The 17,274-nt window shown below is 44.8% G+C and carries 13 protein-coding genes; 1 reads left to right on the top strand and 12 read right to left on the bottom strand.

Going from position 1 to position 17,274, the window contains the following annotated elements:
- Nucleotides 1-134: 134 nt before the first annotated feature.
- From dnaX to AB8613_RS13350, 5 genes are all read right to left on the bottom strand, one after another.
- Nucleotides 135-2,390 carry a DNA polymerase III subunit gamma/tau gene (gene dnaX / locus AB8613_RS13370; protein WP_372383936.1) on the bottom strand — a complete coding sequence of 752 codons (2,256 nt, stop codon included), beginning with the start codon at nt 2,388-2,390 and terminating at the stop codon, nt 135-137.
- Between the two features lie 18 nt (nt 2,391-2,408).
- Nucleotides 2,409-2,954, bottom strand: a complete 546-nt coding sequence (apt, locus tag AB8613_RS13365; protein WP_019823185.1) for an adenine phosphoribosyltransferase — start codon at nt 2,952-2,954, stop codon at nt 2,409-2,411.
- A gap of 161 nt (nt 2,955-3,115) precedes the next feature.
- Complete coding sequence (locus AB8613_RS13360) at nt 3,116-3,487, bottom strand: YbaN family protein (RefSeq protein WP_146492282.1); 372 nt, start codon at nt 3,485-3,487, stop codon at nt 3,116-3,118.
- A 74-nt stretch (nt 3,488-3,561) separates the two neighbouring features.
- Nucleotides 3,562-3,699: a hypothetical protein gene (locus AB8613_RS13355; RefSeq protein WP_017067606.1), complete on the bottom strand. Its 138-nt coding sequence runs from the start codon at nt 3,697-3,699 to the stop codon at nt 3,562-3,564.
- A 148-nt stretch (nt 3,700-3,847) separates the two neighbouring features.
- Nucleotides 3,848-4,951, bottom strand: a complete 1,104-nt coding sequence (locus AB8613_RS13350; protein WP_048669227.1) for a response regulator — start codon at nt 4,949-4,951, stop codon at nt 3,848-3,850.
- A gap of 228 nt (nt 4,952-5,179) precedes the next feature.
- On the opposite strand from AB8613_RS13350, the gene AB8613_RS13345 reads away from it, so the two are divergent.
- Nucleotides 5,180-6,055 carry a LysR family transcriptional regulator gene (locus AB8613_RS13345; protein WP_017067604.1) on the top strand — a complete coding sequence of 292 codons (876 nt, stop codon included), beginning with the start codon at nt 5,180-5,182 and terminating at the stop codon, nt 6,053-6,055.
- A gap of 122 nt (nt 6,056-6,177) precedes the next feature.
- Here AB8613_RS13345 and purF read toward each other — a convergent pair whose 3' ends face one another.
- The 7 genes from purF to AB8613_RS13310 form a co-directional block, all read right to left on the bottom strand.
- Nucleotides 6,178-7,692: an amidophosphoribosyltransferase gene (purF, locus tag AB8613_RS13340; protein ID WP_060982247.1), complete on the bottom strand. Its 1,515-nt coding sequence runs from the start codon at nt 7,690-7,692 to the stop codon at nt 6,178-6,180.
- Between the two features lie 34 nt (nt 7,693-7,726).
- Nucleotides 7,727-8,218: a CvpA family protein gene (locus AB8613_RS13335; RefSeq protein WP_009848678.1), complete on the bottom strand. Its 492-nt coding sequence runs from the start codon at nt 8,216-8,218 to the stop codon at nt 7,727-7,729.
- Between the two features lie 61 nt (nt 8,219-8,279).
- A complete protein-coding gene (locus AB8613_RS13330) occupies nt 8,280-8,855 on the bottom strand; it encodes an SPOR domain-containing protein (RefSeq protein WP_052878957.1) in 576 nt (191 codons plus the stop codon).
- On the bottom strand, nt 8,856-10,118 hold the full coding sequence (folC, locus tag AB8613_RS13325; protein WP_372383935.1) for a bifunctional tetrahydrofolate synthase/dihydrofolate synthase: 1,263 nt from the start codon (nt 10,116-10,118) through the stop codon (nt 8,856-8,858). It abuts the gene before it with no gap.
- Nucleotides 10,119-10,160: 42 nt separating this feature from the next.
- On the bottom strand, nt 10,161-11,087 hold the full coding sequence (gene accD / locus AB8613_RS13320) for an acetyl-CoA carboxylase, carboxyltransferase subunit beta (RefSeq protein WP_372383934.1): 927 nt from the start codon (nt 11,085-11,087) through the stop codon (nt 10,161-10,163).
- A gap of 176 nt (nt 11,088-11,263) precedes the next feature.
- On the bottom strand, nt 11,264-12,058 hold the full coding sequence (gene truA / locus AB8613_RS13315; RefSeq protein WP_004734161.1) for a tRNA pseudouridine(38-40) synthase TruA: 795 nt from the start codon (nt 12,056-12,058) through the stop codon (nt 11,264-11,266).
- A 194-nt stretch (nt 12,059-12,252) separates the two neighbouring features.
- Nucleotides 12,253-17,244 carry a FimV/HubP family polar landmark protein gene (locus AB8613_RS13310; RefSeq protein ID WP_372383933.1) on the bottom strand — a complete coding sequence of 1,664 codons (4,992 nt, stop codon included), beginning with the start codon at nt 17,242-17,244 and terminating at the stop codon, nt 12,253-12,255.
- Nucleotides 17,245-17,274: the final 30 nt, after the last annotated feature.

Here is a 17,274-nt window from a genome sequence, read left to right as displayed (position 1 = left end):
AATTGGTTTATTAAAATTAATTAAGCTATACGTGCTTAAATGGGGGTTAAGCCAGTGTGATTCAACCCCTCGATGTTCAGTTCTCAGATTTGCTTATCTGGGATGATATGCCGGTCACTAAACGAGAAAGTATTCTAGATAGGACGAACGCTGTCTCTGTCGAGTTCTGCAGCAAAACGTCTTTCGATAAACTGTACGTTGGCATCGTTTTCCAAACTGGTAAACGCGTCTTTCAACTTGCCTTGGTACAACCTTTCTCGTAATTCTAGTGGCGTTTCTCCACCATCACCGATTTCAACACTCAAATGACACTCTTCTCCGAGCACAGTATTGAGCGACTGTAATAGTTCGCTCTGCGCGCGGTCCGTATTCAAGTGAGCTTGGCTCGCTCTTAACGTTAAAGTGATTGATGTGTCGTTTTTAGCAAACACTGAGTTCAATGCTAACTGTTCAACAAGCTTGGCTGTCTCTAGCTTTTGAATCGTGGCGGACCATTCATCTTGAGCAATCGACTCTTGAAGCAATTTATCGACCATTTCTGGTGTCTTAATATGCTCTAACGCACGCTTGATCTGAGTAGGTGTAAGCTCTTTGCTCACCTCTTTCACTACAGGTTTAGACGGTTTCCAGCGATAAGGTTCATTATCATTGGTTACCTTTTCTGCAGAGGAGGCAGATAAAGAAGCTGGCGACACCCGCTCAGAGCCACCGTGTTGCTGAGCAACTCGGTCAAGAACTGAAGTTTTAGCTGGTGTCGCTTTAGCCTTTTTTGGCGCTGAACCTTTGCTGTCCGGTGTTGTACTGCCCCTGCGTTGAGAACGCAATTGGTGGCGTAAACCACTGACAGGTGAAGCCGGACGTTCTGATTGTCCTTGCGGAGCAGCAGAAGCAGGTGGCGCTGAAGGTGCAGCGTTTTGCGGCTGAGCTGGCGCTTGATTCTGATAATTCGATTGTTGAGGCTGCTCTGCACCGTAGCTAGGACGTTCGTCATAAGCCGGTGGCGCATCATACTGACTATGCGGGTAACCCTGTTCAGGGTAACCTTGGTTGCCGGAATGGTCAGCGTAACCTTGTGAATCTGAATATTGGCTCTGACTCTGCTGCGGTGCTTGGCTGTGTTGCTGCATATCCTGTTGACGAGGTTGCTGCTGAGGTGCCTGTTGCTGCATCGGAACTGACTGTGGCACCTGAGCAGGCTGTCTCGGAGCTGGCGCAGGTTGACTCACTGGCTGAGCAACACTCTGAACTGCAGAAGCTGGCGCTGGGCTTGTCGACTGAGTCGAGATTGCCGTAGCAACCACTTGTTCAGTTGGTCTAAATGCCAGCATGCGTAAAACCACCATCTCAATGCCAACACGAGCGGTTGGCGACAATGGTAAGTCTTCACGACCTTTCAACACGATCTGGTAATACAGCTGAATGTCTTGAGGGCTTAGCGCCTTACTCAACAGTTCTAGCTTCTCAGCATCTGGTTGTGCTTTATCTAATGTGGATGGCAGAGCTTGGAACATAGCAAGACGATGCAGTTGAGTCGCAAGCTGATTCAGCAAACCATCCCACTCTACGCCGTTCTCAGCAAGGCTTTGAATACAAGCCATAGCCACTTGAGGCTGCTTACTGCTGATCGCTTCAAGCAGGTGAATAGCTTGGTCGGTGTCTAGCGTACCGAGCATGTGAGCCACGGTGTCTGTCACGACATTACCGTTGCCTAATGCGATAGCTTGATCCGTTAAACTCAGAGCATCACGCATACTGCCGTCAGCAGCATGAGCAATCATCCCTAGCGCACGAGGTTCAGACGTCACACTCTCTTGTTCAAGAATGTGGTCAAGCTGTTCGTGAATATTATCAACGCTGATCGGCTTAAGATGAAACTGCAGACAACGCGACAAAATCGTCACTGGAAGCTTTTGCGGATCAGTCGTTGCGAGCAAGAATTTCACATACTCAGGCGGCTCTTCTAACGTCTTTAGAAGCGCGTTGAAACTGTGCCTAGAAAGCATGTGTACTTCATCGATAAGGTAAACCTTGAAGCGACCACGTGCCGGCTTGTACTGAACATTGTCCAGAAGCTCGCGGGTATCTTCTACCTTTGTACGTGATGCCGCATCAATCTCTAGCAGGTCAACAAAACGACCTTCATCGATCTCTTTACAGGTTGCACATTCACCACAAGGGATTGAGGTAATGCCTGTTTCACAGTTGAGTCCCTTAGCGAATAAGCGACCGATGGTTGTTTTACCAACACCTCGTGTACCGCTGAACAGGTATGCATGGTGCAACCTATTCTGGCTAAGGGCATTCTCTAATGCTGTTAAAACATGGGCTTGACCAACCACTTCTTTGAATTTGGTTGGTCGCCATTTTCGCGCTAACGCAAGATAGCTCATGAATAATTCCGAAAAGGATTAGTGACCGTCGAATTCGCAGATGCTAAACACTTCTAGACCTAAGCCTTGTAAGCGCTTGTCACCACCGATTTCTGGAAGGTTAATAACAAATGCAGCGTGTTCTACCACACCACCTAGTTGACGAATCAACTTTGTTGTTGCTTCAATCGTACCGCCTGTTGCTAACAAATCATCAACCATCAACACTTTATCGCCTTCAACGATAGCGTCAGTATGGATTTCTAGCGTATCTGTGCCGTACTCAAGCTCATAAGATTGTGCCACAGTTTCACGAGGCAGTTTGCCAGGTTTACGGACAGGAATGAAACCAACACCTAGCTCTAGTGCCAAAGGCGCACCAAATAAGAAACCACGAGCTTCAGTACCAACGATCTTAGTAAAGCCCATGTCCTTGTATGTTTCCGCTAGCAGATCGATTGTCGCTTTATACGCGGCAGGATCTTCCATCAAGCTTGTTACGTCACGGAACAAAATACCCGCTTTAGGGTAATCAGGAATGCTTTTGATGCTTGCTTTGATCAGAGAGATTTTTTCTGTGTTCATAATCTTATGCACTTCATTAGGCCGCTTTCCAAACTCTCGTCAACGAATCAAACATCAACGCTTGGAATTAAGGAAAGGTACGATTGGTATTCATTGCAACGAGAGTCATAACTCTGATTGCTGAAATAATAAACGCCCGCTGTACAAGCAGGCACACTGGCTTAATGGTAGTGATTTTCTTTGCTGTCAGCAACCAACTCATGAGTTGGAAGTCGCATAAACCATGTGAGAAGAATAACAAGTACACAAATTAGGAAGGCCTTGACCCACATGATAGGGGCAAAGTAGATGGATAACGCAAAACTCAACAAGATAAAGAATACGCCGCGCGTTTTAACTTGTTTGGTTACGGCACCGTGTTGGTACCAATTGTTCAGTAAAGGACCCAGCGTTTTGTGCTCGTGCATCCATTTATGAACTTTCGGATTACTTCGCATGAAGCATGCGCTAGCAAGAAGGAGAAAAGGTGTGGTTGGCAGAACAGGTAAAACTATCCCTAGAACTGCGAGAAATATGCAAAGGCCACCAGCAATATTGAGACTTAAAACTCGAACGCTAATTGTGGCCTCCTTGAGTTAGCTATCGTTAATCAGCGACGACAGCTTAACTAGAATGTTGCGTAACCATTGAATACACGGATCAACGTAAGTGTTGCAGGTAGCAATGGGATCATTAAAAATGCGGCTAGAAAGCCTAAAAAATAGAATACATTAAACGGGTCTTGAAAGTCTTTGTTATCTGCCATGATTGCTTCTTGTTTTTGTTAGTAAAGGTAAGTATCTGGCGAACCAAACCCGCTTTGCTAAATCGACATTTAACAAAAAAGGCATAGCCGCACCATTTGCGCAACTATACCTTAATCAATTATTCACAAAAACCGAGGAAATATAGGGTTAATCGGTAGACCCTTGGTGTATGTCTAAACTAAAACTTGCCGCTCCAAGTAGGCTTAACGAAAGTTGGCAGCCCTGTTCGATCGGAAGGTCCCGCGTTATAAAGTTCTTCTTGCAGTTCTCGCCCAAGCGCTCACCTGCTGCAATATGTTGATTCAATTCACCATTCGACCATTGCCCATCTAAGCCCGCAGGTAAAATGGAGATGGTTCCCTCGGCAAGGTCGGCAACACCAAACAAGGCATTCACTGGGGTAGAACATTTAGAGCAACGAATCCCCTTCTCTAAGATCTCAGCAATATCTTTGAGATCAACATTAAAATCTTTTCTGTTTCTTATGTAATCGTGGAACAGCGCTCTCACCAACAATGTTGTTGCTGAGCCGCCATTATCAGAAGACGATGAATCGACGAGGTAAAAAGCAAATTGCCCGTTCATCATCCACGCATAATCAAACACAAGTGGCATCATCTCTGTTGATTGCAGTAAACGGTAACTGCAACGCCATGAGCCTTGTCGCGTATCTTTCTCTGGAAGCAGCGCATGCAGTAAATCTTTTGCTGCGCTTGGATTATCTTGAAGGTAATTCAGGTGCCAATGCAGTTCTTGGTCTTCAGGGATCTCTCCCCCGTCATCCACACAGAACCACTGGCTCGAAAAATCTCGTTGGTCTGAAATGTTATCGAACGAATCTGTCAATGTATTCGCAATCGCACTTCCTAGATGACCGTGATCCTCTAACGGTTTCGCTAAAAAGTCTTTAATACCAAATCGCAAGGCTTTCGCCACATCAGACATATCATCAGTGCCGGACACCACGATCATAGGCAGTGACGGGTACTCTAAACTGAGCTCTTCCACAAGCTCTATGCCATCAAGTATTGGCATTGATAAATCACACACAATTAAATCTGGCGCTGAGTCTCTAAGCTTTTGCAGAGCGTCCAGTCCATTTTCAGCCTCAACCACTTTATAACCGACCTTGTCTAGGTACGCGCTGGTTATACGGCGAAAAATAGGATCATCATCAACCAACATCACGCATTTTTGGTTAATTACTTCCTGAGCCGAGGTCATTACTGGCTGACTGTGAGTTTTGTACATAATCTATAACCTCACAAAACTAAGTCGAATTATTATTGTTATCTGTTCTAAGAACTAATATAAAACTTAGTAATAAAATGCTAAATACACAAATTTGCACTCTTTGCTGGTAATTCGTGACCAGGGTTGGAATACTTGTAAATAGTGCAACGAGTTGACGTAACGCAAACATTGATCTCACTGTTACGTATAAATTAGATGAGATTGTAAACAAATGTGTCTGGATTTATGAAATTAGATGATTTAAACCTCTTTCGACTCGTCGTTGAAAATGGGAGCTACACCGCAACATCGCGCAAGACTATGATTCCGGTTGCGACCATCACACGACGCATCCAAGCCTTGGAAGATTCTTTGAACCTTAGGCTTCTCAATAGACACGCGCGTAAACTTTCTTTAACAGAGGCAGGCGAACGTTTCTTCAATGAATGCTCTCCGCTGTTGCAACGTCTCTCTTCTACCGCAGAAGAGTTAACTGACGTGTGCAAAGGCGCTTCCGGTAAGATTCGTATTACGGCCCCCTCAAATCTGACCAAGCGCATGATGATGCCAATGTTCAGTGAATTCATGACTCAATACCCTGATATCAATATTGAGCTGATGATGAACAACCAAGCAGATCAGCTGGATCCAACTGAGTGGGATGTCATTTTCCGTGTCGGCCCGCAGCGTGATTCAAGCCTAATCGCTCGCAAAATCAGTGAAGTCAAAGATATTCTTATCGCGAGCCCTGAGTACTTAGCGAAGAACCCAGCTCCAAGCCATGCTGAAGAGCTAGCGAACCATTCGCTACTCAAAGGCTACCCGCTGATTAAGTGGCAGCTGAGTAATTCGAATGAAGAGACGGTGGTAAATAGCGAGAAAGGCCGTTTCAACGCCAATGCGCTTAATGTCGTGAGACAAGCTTGCTCAGAAGGCCTAGGTATTACCCTGATGCCTGACGTGATGATTCGTGAATACATTGAAGATGGCAGCTTAGTACAAGTCTTAGAAGACTGGAGCGCTAACCCTCGTGATATTTATATGCTTTACAACCACAAAGACCATCTACCAGAGAAAGTTAGATTGTTTATTGATTTTGTGATCGCATACCACATTCATTAAGATCAATCCCCTTCTCCACAAACAAAAAAACCAGAGCCGATGCTCTGGTTTTTTATTTTCTGTATCGCTAGCAATATTGAATCATTGCTAGCAAAAACTCTTTATTACTGACGAAACGCTAATTAAGCACCTTCATTGTGTAACTCTAAGTTCGCAAGATCTTGTTGAATCTCACGTTGAACCTTTGAGTCGTCATTACGCAAAGAGTCTAGGAAATCTAGGTACGCTTGGTCGATATCGCCCGTTACATACTCACCGTTGAATACTGATGTATCGAAGCGTGCGATGTCTTGATTGCCCATGCCTACTGCAGAAATCAAATCTGGTAGTGTTTGGAAAATCAGAGCATCTGCGCCAATCTGCTTACAAATCGTTTCGTTATCACGACCATGAGCAATCAGCTCTGTCGCGCTCGGCATATCAATGCCGTAAACGTTAGGGAAGCGAACCTCTGGAGCCGCTGATACCATGAAAACCTTGTTTGCGCCAGAATCACGAGCCATCTCGATGATTTGCTCTGATGTCGTACCACGAACGATAGAATCGTCAACTAGAAGAACGTTCTTACCTTTAAACTCAGAGCGGATTGCGTTGAGCTTACGGCGAACCGACTTCTTACGTTGTTGCTGACCAGGCATAATGAACGTGCGACCAACATAGCGGTTTTTCACGAAACCTTGACGGTATGGCTTATTGATCGCTTGAGCAATTCGTAGCGCAATATCATTCGATGTTTCAGGAATTGGGATAACCACATCAATATCTAAGTCTGCATACTCTTCTTTAATACGCTTACCAAGCATCTCACCCATCTCAACGCGTGCGCTGTAAACCGAAATTTTGTCGATAAATGAATCTGGGCGTGCAAAGTATACAAACTCAAAGATACATGGGTTTAGTTGTGGGTTGTCTGCGCATTGCTTAGTGAAAAGCTCACCGTCAAACGTTGCGTAGATAGCTTCACCTGGTGCTACGTCGCGCATGAAGTCAAAACCAACAGCATCGAGTGCTACCGATTCAGACGCTACCATGTACTCTGTTTTACCTTGAACTTCACGCTTACCAAGGCACAGTGGACGAATACCATGTGGGTCACGGAATGCAATCATACCGTGGCCGATGATCATCGCAGTTACAGCATAAGCACCACGAATTGTACGGTGCACATTTGCAACAGCGCGGAAAACGTCATCTGAAGTCACGTTACCTTTAACGGTATCGATCTCATGAGCTAATACGTTCAGTAGAACTTCAGAGTCAGAGGTTGTATTTACATGACGACGGTCTTTTTCGAACAACTTTTCACGAACTTCATTTGCGTTCGTCAGGTTACCGTTGTGTGCCAACGTAATGCCAAAAGGAGAGTTTACGTAAAAAGGCTGAGCTTCAGACGCACTTGAACTACCCGCTGTAGGATAACGAACATGGCCAATACCAACTTCACCTTGTAGGCGCTGCATGTGTTTTGCTTCAAAAACATCTTTTACTAAACCGTTCGCCTTACGCAGACGGAAACGATTGCTTTCTATGGTACAAATACCAGCGGCATCTTGGCCACGATGCTGCAATACCGTTAAAGCGTCATAAATAGACTGGTTTACAGGTGTTGAACCCACGATTCCAACAATACCACACATGTCCTAATCCTCGATTTTTCGACATTAACTGGCGCTAGAGCGCGCCAGATAAGAAACTAGATGTTGCTTGTAAATGCTCGAAGAACGGCGCAATGATTCGACTAAATTCCGGAACCAATTGCGAATTCTTCCACCACTCAGAACTTGGGAATGCAGTAAACGCATCCATGAAAAACAACACTGCAGAAACAATCAAAACACCACGTAAGCCACCAAAGACGACACCGAGGATTCTATCTGTACCTGACAGGCCTGTTTTCTGAACTAGCTGACCGATGACATAGTTAACTAAGGCACCCACAACTAACGTTGCAACAAACAATGCTGCTATCGCAGTTCCGTTTCGAAACATCTCATCTTCGATATTGGTGAAGTACATTGCTAATTTAGCGTAGTACTGGCTAGCAATAAAAAATGCTCCAAACCAAATTACGAGTGACAAGGCTTCTTTAGCGAAACCACGAACTAAACTGATCACGGCAGAGAAGCCGATCACGCCTAAAATGACAAAATCTAACCAATTCATGAATTCTTCATCTTAAGTTGGCGCGCATTTTAACAGAAAAAATGCTGACGCAAACGTTTTCTTATGGATTTAACGGTTTAAATTTGAGCAACTGGCCTTTTGAACCCGTAATTTTTTCTAATTCCTTAATTTGTCGCTCAAGTTTGGATTTAGAGACATCCGGGCCAATAATTACTCGCGTAAAAGTTTTTTCTTGCTTGGTGTGAGCCTGATAACCGCGCTTTTGCAGATCCTTAACAACATTTTTTGCGTTGTCAGCATTCTTCAAAGCCATCAATTGAATAATCCAAGCACTGTCTTGGTATTCATTTTTTTCCGGTACTGGCTTAACCACGACCGCCACTTTGTCTGCTTCTTTATTATTGGAAGAAGACGCGGTTTGCGTGTTTGAATTGTCAGTACGACCACTTTCAACCACTTGCTCAACCGGAGAATCCGGTAGCGCTATCTGATCTTCAACGGGATCGAGTACTTCAAACACTTCAACATTACTATCAAGCTCAGGCTTAATCGGAATGCTTGCAAACTCTTCTTTATAGTGGAGCTTCTTACCATCTAGCACATCGGGCAATACAATCACGCCAATGGCCACTAAAATGATGGTGCCGACTAATCGGCTTTGGAATTTACTTGCCATTTAGTTTCCTTTTTTCTGCCAATGCTCCAACACTTCACCCACGGTATGGAAAGAACCGACAACCAACACAACATCGTCACCTTTAGCAGCAGCTAAAGCCGCTTCAAACGCTGCGACAGGGTTTGAATGCTGCTCTACGCTGTCAGGTAGGCTTTGACACAATTCAGCGGCTGTCGCTGCGCGTGGCCCTTGTAATGAAGCTGGATACCAATGAGTTGCGATTGGCGCTAATACTTCCAATGTCGCTGGGATATCTTTGTCATGAAGCATGGCGACTACAACGTGTAAATTTTTACCTGCATACTTCTTCGTAACTTGCTGCGCAAAATATTCAGCAGAATGAGGGTTGTGCGCCACATCAAGCACAATCACGGGTTGTTCGCTAATTTGCTGCATACGCCCTGGAAGCTGCGCATTCTTCATACCGTTAACAACGTTCACGTCACTAATACTAAGCTCTGATGTGCCCAATGCCATCAACGCAGTTGCAGCATTAGGTAACGGTAGGTTTGGAATAGGTAGCGATTCCAGTTGAAATGCGCCACTGCGCCAGTTCCACGTATCACCGTCAACATCATAGGTGTATTGGATACCAACTTGGTAGAACTCAGCCTTAATGTCATCAGCGTGTGCCGCAACCGTTACCGGTGGTTTAGGTTGACCACAAATAGCTGGTTTACCGCTACGATAAATGCCCGCTTTCTCAAAGCCAATTACATTGATGTCATCACCAAGCCAGTCAACATGGTCGACAGCCAAACTAGTAATCACAGAAACATCATGCTCAACGATATTGGTAGCGTCTAAACGTCCGCCTAAACCAACTTCTAATAGCACAACATCAACCGCTTCAGTTTGAAACGCACGTAACGCAGCTAAAGTGCCATATTCGAAAAAGCTCAGGCTAATTTCGCCACGCTCTTTTTCAATGAAATCGAAAGACTGAACCATCTTTTCATCAGATAGATCTTGGCCGTTGATACGAACACGCTCGTTATAGCGAATTAAGTGGGGAGAGCTATAGACACCAACTGAGTAACCAGCGTCCAATAGAATCGCTTCCATCAGTGCACATGTAGAGCCTTTGCCATTGGTTCCGGCAACAGTAATAACATGTTGAGCAGGTTTGGTAAGGTTTGCCTTAGAGGCGACGGCCTGAACTCGGTCTAATCCAAGATCAATAGCGGTTGTGTGGATGTTTGATAAATAATCAAGCCACATCTCCAAAGAGGATGTGGCTTGAGGAATAGGTTGTTGACTCATCTAACTCATAACCATAATTAAGTTGGTTTGTTAGAAGGTACTTTACCCTTTTTCTGGCGCTTCTGGTACTTCATAAGTAGCTTCATTCGGTGAATCGTTCACAGAAACTACTAATGGTGAAGGCTGGTTGGTCATTTTAGCAACAAGGCTTGCAACGCGCTGACGCATCTCACGACGGTCAACGATCATGTCGATAGCACCGTGGTCTAGAAGAAACTCACTACGTTGGAAACCTTCAGGAAGGTCTTCACGTACCGTTTGTTCGATTACACGACGTCCAGCAAAACCAATCAGTGCTTTTGGTTCACCAATGTTGATATCGCCAAGCATTGCCAAACTTGCAGAAACACCGCCCATTGTTGGATCAGTCATTACTGAAACAAACGGTAGGCCTTTCGCAGATAAGCGCTCTAGAGCTGCACTGGTTTTCGCCATTTGCATTAGAGACATCAATGCCTCTTGCATACGAGCACCACCACTTGCAGAGAAACAAACTAAACCACAGTTGTTCTCAATAGCAGTATCTACCGCTTTCACAAAGCGAGCACCAACAACAGAACCCATTGAGCCGCCCATGAATGAGAATTCAAAAGCACACGCTACAATAGGTAAACCAAGCAGTTCGCCTTTCATTGCAACTAATGCGTCTGTCTCACCACTGTTCTTTTGAGCAGCAGAGATACGTTCTTTGTAACGCTTTGAGTCTTTAAACTTCAGCTTGTCTTGTGGCTCAAGATCAGCACCGAGTTCAACACGCTCACCTTTGTCTAGGAAGGTATCCAGACGACGACGTGCTTTCATGCGCATGTGATGGTCACATTTTGGACATACTTCTAGGTTACGCTCTAGTTCTGCATGGTACAGAACCTGCTCACAAGAAGTACATTTAGTCCAAACACCCTCAGGGATAGACGCTTTACGAGATGTTACGATGTTGCTTTTTTCTAAAATCTTTTCAAGCCAACTCATGGAAGACCTTTTTGTTTCGATTCTTCCGCTTGATTGCGAAAGAAATAAATTTGGGAATTATGCGTGGGAATTAAAGCACATAAAACAGCGACTGTAGATAAAAAACTGGTTGTACCTATTTTCTGGCACTATCTTACGCACTAAACCGTAATATTTTTTGAACCTAAGTCTCACATTTAGTTCAAATTGTCCGGCAAAAATAGAGGACCAATTGGCTCTCGTGGTAGCTCAAAATGTTCAGGATAATCAACATCCACAAGATACAAACCTTCCGCTTTTGCAGTTGCGCCGGCTACTTTTCGATCTTTAGCTTCTAAAAGCCACTGGATCCACTCTGGTTTCTGCTCACCTTTACCTACGGCAATAAGGCTACCAGTAATATTCCTCACCATGTGGTGAACAAACGCATTCGCTTTAATATCAATCACAATGTAGTGTCCATGACGAGTCACGTTCAAGTGAATCATGTTTCTCCATGGGCTACGGGATTGACAATGTGTTGCCCTGAACGAAGTGAAATCATTCTCACCAAGTAAGTACTGACCCGCTTCGTGCATTTTTTTCTCATCAAGATGGCCATGATAATGGCTCACGCCTGAATTCAAAATGCCAGGGCGAAGTGCATGGTTAAAGATAATGTAGCGATAACGGCGGGCAGTTGCTGAGAAGCGAGCATGAAAATCCTCATTCACTTCTGTCGCCCAACGAACCGCAATATCTTTTGGCATGTTGGCATTCGCGCCCATTGTCCATGCCACCATTTTACGATCGACATTAGTTTCAAAGTGAACGACTTGTCCCGTACCGTGAACACCGGCATCTGTACGACCTGCGCACATAACTTCTACAGGGTGATTCGCGACAACTGAAAGAGCCTTTTCCAATTCTTCTTGGACACTTTTCACGTCTCGTTGGCGCTGCCAACCAAAGTAGTGGGTACCGTTATATTCAATACCTAAAGCAATTTTCATGTTCTTGTTCTCTTTGAAAATGGGCGAGAAGTATATACGGAAATCAGTGCTAGCCCAAATAGGATGGGGCTAAAACTTCAATAAACAATCAGCATCGACCTAGGCGATGCTTTTAGGAAAGCAAATCAAACAATAGCGCTCTGTATCATCTAAAAATAAAGGGTAGCCAACGCTACCCTTTATGATTTGTTAATTTATCGACCGTTTAACGAATCGATAAGATTTTTTGCCTCTCGACGAATATCATCGCTGCCGTCAACGATTGCCTCTTCTAGAAGCTTAATTGCCCCATGCGAGTCACTCATCTCGATGTAGATTTTAGCCAAATCAAGCTTACCCGCAGCTTCTGCATTACTGTCGACATCATAATTGCCAATATCACCGATAACATCAGGGAATTCGTTGAGACCAACATCCAGTTTAAGCTCTTCATCGTCTGGATTAGTGACTTCTTCACCTTCTCGCTCGACTTGAGCCATCAGTTCATCAATCGTCATGTATTGCTTATCACGACTGCTGCCTGATTCGGTTAGGTTGTCTTGTTGAGCCCAATTCTCTTCTTTGATCTTCGGTTCAGCTTGCTGTTCAGCCGACGCCCAAATCTCTTGTTGGTCGTCAGGCACATCATGATGCATGCTCGATTGTTGCTCTGGCGCTAGGTTAAAGCCTTTCCAGTCTTCGCCACCAACTTCAAGCATGGCATCAATATCTAGCCCTGCACTATCAATCGATGTTGCATCCAATGGCTTATTAAACATGTTGTCGACAGAGTCTTGAACATCTTCAGAAAGCAGCTCAGCTAATGCTGTCTCATCAAAGTCATCAAAGCCTTCTAGTGGTTCGTCTTGAACCGCTGTAGGCGTTGAGTTTAGCTCAGAAGCTGTGCTCAGTGATTCTTCTGGCTGTGTAAAACCAGCCAACTCAGAGTCTTGTGGATTCGAGAAATCTTCAGCCTGACTGAAGCTTTGTGGGTTCGCGAACAAATCATGCAACGCATCTTGCTCTTCGCCTTGTGGGCTGAAAGAAGTCAGTGGTGTTGGTTTCTCTGCAAACGCGTCTGAGATGGCTTCATCTTCACCGTATTCTGGTAAATCAAGCTCATCGAACTCTACGTCTTCATCTTCTGCTACTGGCTCAGCACTGCTTTGCTCAATATCATCTAAAACAGAGTCCGCTTTTGCGCTTTCTTCATCGTACTCTGGAAGATCAAGGTCATTGAACTCGAACTTCTCTGTACCATCAGATAGGTCTTGTTCTAATTGAGCTTCATCCGGCTCACTCACCACTTCAGCTAATGCATCTTCTTCACCGAATTCTGGCAACTCAAAATCATCAAACGAGAACTCTTCTTCACTTTCTGGTTTAGCAGTTTCAGCCTTTGGTGCAGCATCTAGTTGAGGCTCAGCGGTTGGTTGTGATTCAACACTTGGTTGAGAATCAATAGCAGGCGTTATTGGTTCTGATGTTGATTCAGCATCAGCTTCTGCTAGTGCGTCTTCTTCACCGAACTCTGGTAGCTCAAAGTCATCAAACGAGAACTCTTCGTCGTCTTGACCCTGAGCGTCAGTTCGAGGTTCAACATCTAATTGAGACTCAACAGCTGGCATTACTGGTTCTGGTGTTGATTCAGCATCAGCTTCCGCTAGTGCGTCTTCTTCACTAAACTCTGGCAACTCAAAGTCATCGAACGAGAACTCATCTACGCTTTCTTGTTTCGCTATTTCTGATTGTGGCGCAGCATCAGCTTCCGCCAGTGCGTCTTCTTCACCAAACTCTGGAAGTTCGAAGTCATCAAACGAGAATTCTTCTTCGCTTTCTTGTTCTGCCACTTCCGCTTGTGGTGTAGCTTCAACTTGCGGTTCAGCGTCTAACTGAGGTTCAACAACAGGTGTTACTGGTTCTGGTGTTACATCAGTTTCTGCTAATACTTCTGGTGCAGACGTATCGTCTTCAATCAGCCAATCATCGTCTTGCGGCACACCAAATTCATTCGGAATGATCTCTGGCATATTTGCAGCACGAGCTGGCTCTAGCTCTGGCTCTGGCTCTGGCTCTGGCTCTGGCTCTGGCTCTGGCTCTGGCTCTGGCTCTGGCAAGGATTCAACAACATCTTCAAATTGTTCACTACCTTGGATTTTCGGTTCAAAGTCAAAATCAGAAGCTACGTCCGCAGGCGACTCTACATCGTCGATCGCTTCAGCTAACCAGTCTTCAACCGTCTCTTCTTCATATTCAGAGATATCATTTAAAGATGATGGTGAAGCTTGCTCTTCAAAACTAGCAGCAATGTCTTCGCGCTGCTCTTGTACGTCGGCTTCTTTCGGTTCTGATTCTAGTGACGCAATTTCTTCTTGAACTCGCTCTTCAAAAGCTGGTTTGTCAAAATCAGAATTCTCAGATAACAGCGAGTCGATATCCAGTTCGTCATCTTCAACCGATGATGCAATTTCGTCCGCTGATGCTTGGTTGCTATCTGAAAGAGACGCTTGCTCTAGTTCAACCGTATTTTCAATTGAGGGCTCAACAGGCTCTTCTGTCGCTTGCAGCGAATCATTGTCATCAGAAGTCATTAACTCATCAATCAACGCTTCGTCTGTTGTTTCTAGCGAGTCATCAAGCAAAGCATCCGTTGCCGGTGCGACACCGAACAAGTCATCGATAAAGTCATCACGATTGAAGTTTTCATCATTTTCTGGCTTAACGTCAGCACTTTCTTGGATCAGTTCCGAATCTAGCGATTCATCACGAACGATTTCAGGTTGTGTTATTTCACTAATGTCCGACGCTTGCTCAGGCTCAACGTCAGATGTTTCTGAGGTTAACGGAGTAAGAGCAACGCCTGAGTCCTTTTCCGGCTCCTCGTTGACGTTGTTAAAACCAAAGGCTGCATCAAGCTCTTTATCAAACGCCTTCTCTTCAGACTCAAGCGCATCTTCAATGCCACTTGTCAGTAAGTCATCAAACGGGTCTAAAGATTCTGATTCTTGTACATCCGCTGAAAGCTCATCACCTGACAATTCACTATCAAGAAAATCATCCAGTAAGTCGGTACTTTCGGCATCAAGTTCGAAATCATCATCGTCAGAATCGCCTATCAATTCATCCAAGGTTTCCGTGCTGTCTTCTGCGATGTTTAGGTCATCATCCGTCGATAAACCAGAAAGCTCTTCAAGTTCAGATAGGGAGTCAAAACCTAAAGGCTCACTTTCAGACTCTACACCCGATTCGTCTTCCAACATTTCATCAAGGAGGTCTGTCGAGTTACTTAGATCAACGTCATCCCCTGCCAATTGCTCATCAAGCAGGTCAACGCTATCTTGAGGTTCTTCATCTACGATTGGCTTATCGAACTGAGATAGAATGTTCTCGATATCATCATCAGACGCCAAACCACTGTTTAAGTTAGTGGCAATCTCATCGTCGCTATCGAGGTTAAAAGGATCATTCGCTTGATCGTTCTGAGCGGCAACCTGAGCAAAGATATCGTCAATATCATCTTCTACGCTAGAAGCCGAAGGTTGAGGGGATTGCTGTTCCGAGATAAGAGCTTCGATATCAAATTCGTCGTTGCTTACATTCTCAGGAGCAGTATCAGTCTGTTGCTCTGAGATAAGCGCATCAATGTCAAAATCATCACTTGCTGGTGTTTCAGTGTTAGACGGCGAATCACTTTGCTCTTCAGAAATCAACGCATCAATGTCGAAGCTGTCGTCATCTTCATCATCAAGAGCAAACAGATCATCTAACAGAGACTGGTCTAGCTCGTTGGAACCTAGATCTTCAGTTTCACCCTCTTGAGATAACAAGGCTTCAATGTCATCAGCAGACATTGCGTTATCATCAGAAAGGTCAAAGTCAACATCATCACTATCGAGTGCGCTTTCCGCTGTTTTGTCTAGCGCGCGCTCCATCTCTTCAAGACCAAGCGCTTTGTCTTCGCTATTAACACTGATACCGTTGCTGCTGTCTAAATCTAGATCGTCGAAGTTAGTATCTAAATCACCATTTTCACCAATGCTGGCAAACGGGTCATCGTCTTCACCATCCAGATTGAAATCAAGATCAGATTCATCTAAACCAGCAAATACATCGTCTTCTTCAACCAGTGCTTGGTCGTCAAACAACTTGTTGGCATCATCTTCTGAGCCAAACAAGTCATCGTCTAAAGAGAGTTCGTTCAGGTCGTCCATTTCATCGCCCAATGCAATAGGCGCAACGCTGCTTGGTTGTGGCTGAATAGGTTGATCTTGAGTGATTTGCTGTTGCTCAGCATTTTTAGAGCGACGGCCTAACAGCATCACAATGATCAAACCAAGTAGCAAACCTGGAATAATCGCAAGAGCCGCCACTAACCAACCATTCGATAACAGTTCGTCCAGTGCACTTGGTGCCATTTTTTCAATTTCGGCGTTCTTTCTGCGCTCTTCATCAAGCAGCTTTTCCACTTCGCTACGAATGCGGTCTTCATCACTGAGCTCTGTTTTTAACTCATCGACTTCCGATTGAACATTCGACAACATCAAACGAAGCTGATGGTTCTTCTCTTCAAGTGACAGTAGTTCAGTTTCTGAAAGCTCTAGCTGCTTCTCAAGCTTATTCATCTCTTTCGCTGGAGATGATGGAACAAGCGAGGCAGGTTTCTTAGCGTCTTCAGTTGAGCTGGCTTGTTTTGTAGGCGTGGTAGTTTTTGAGCCAGTATTCGATTGATTTGAGGTTTGAACTGCTTTTGGCTTTGAAGCTGCAGACTTGGTCACTGGCGCATCAAGCTTAGCAAGATGTGAGTTCATGATGTTGATAGCTTGCTGCGTCGAACTTGCACGTGTTTGATCTAAAGAAGGCACACGTAAATTACTGGCAGGCAGCAGGCTATGGATATTCTGGTTTTCAAACGCTTGTGGGTTTAAGCGATAAATAGCCAACAGGGTTTGTTGGACTGACACGGAGTTATCAGGGCGTAACTTTGAAGCAATAGACCACAATGTTTCTGAGCCGCGAGTTGGACCATAGAAACGTGAAGGCTCAGCGCTATTCGATTGCGCTCTTTGAAGAGGTTCTGAAAACGTAGGCGCTGATTGTATCTGACCATTAGGTCCTACAACTCGAATGGAATCTGCACGAACAACGGAAATCTGAGTCGCAATGATAAAGGCAAAGGGCATTAACCACGGCTTGAAAATTTGAAACATAAAAGGCTCAGCTAGGTGCTTAAATTCGGA

This window comes from Vibrio sp. BS-M-Sm-2 (assembly GCF_041504345.1).
Classification (GTDB): domain Bacteria; phylum Pseudomonadota; class Gammaproteobacteria; order Enterobacterales; family Vibrionaceae; genus Vibrio; species Vibrio satsumensis.
This window is presented reverse-complemented; position numbering and strand designations above follow the sequence as displayed.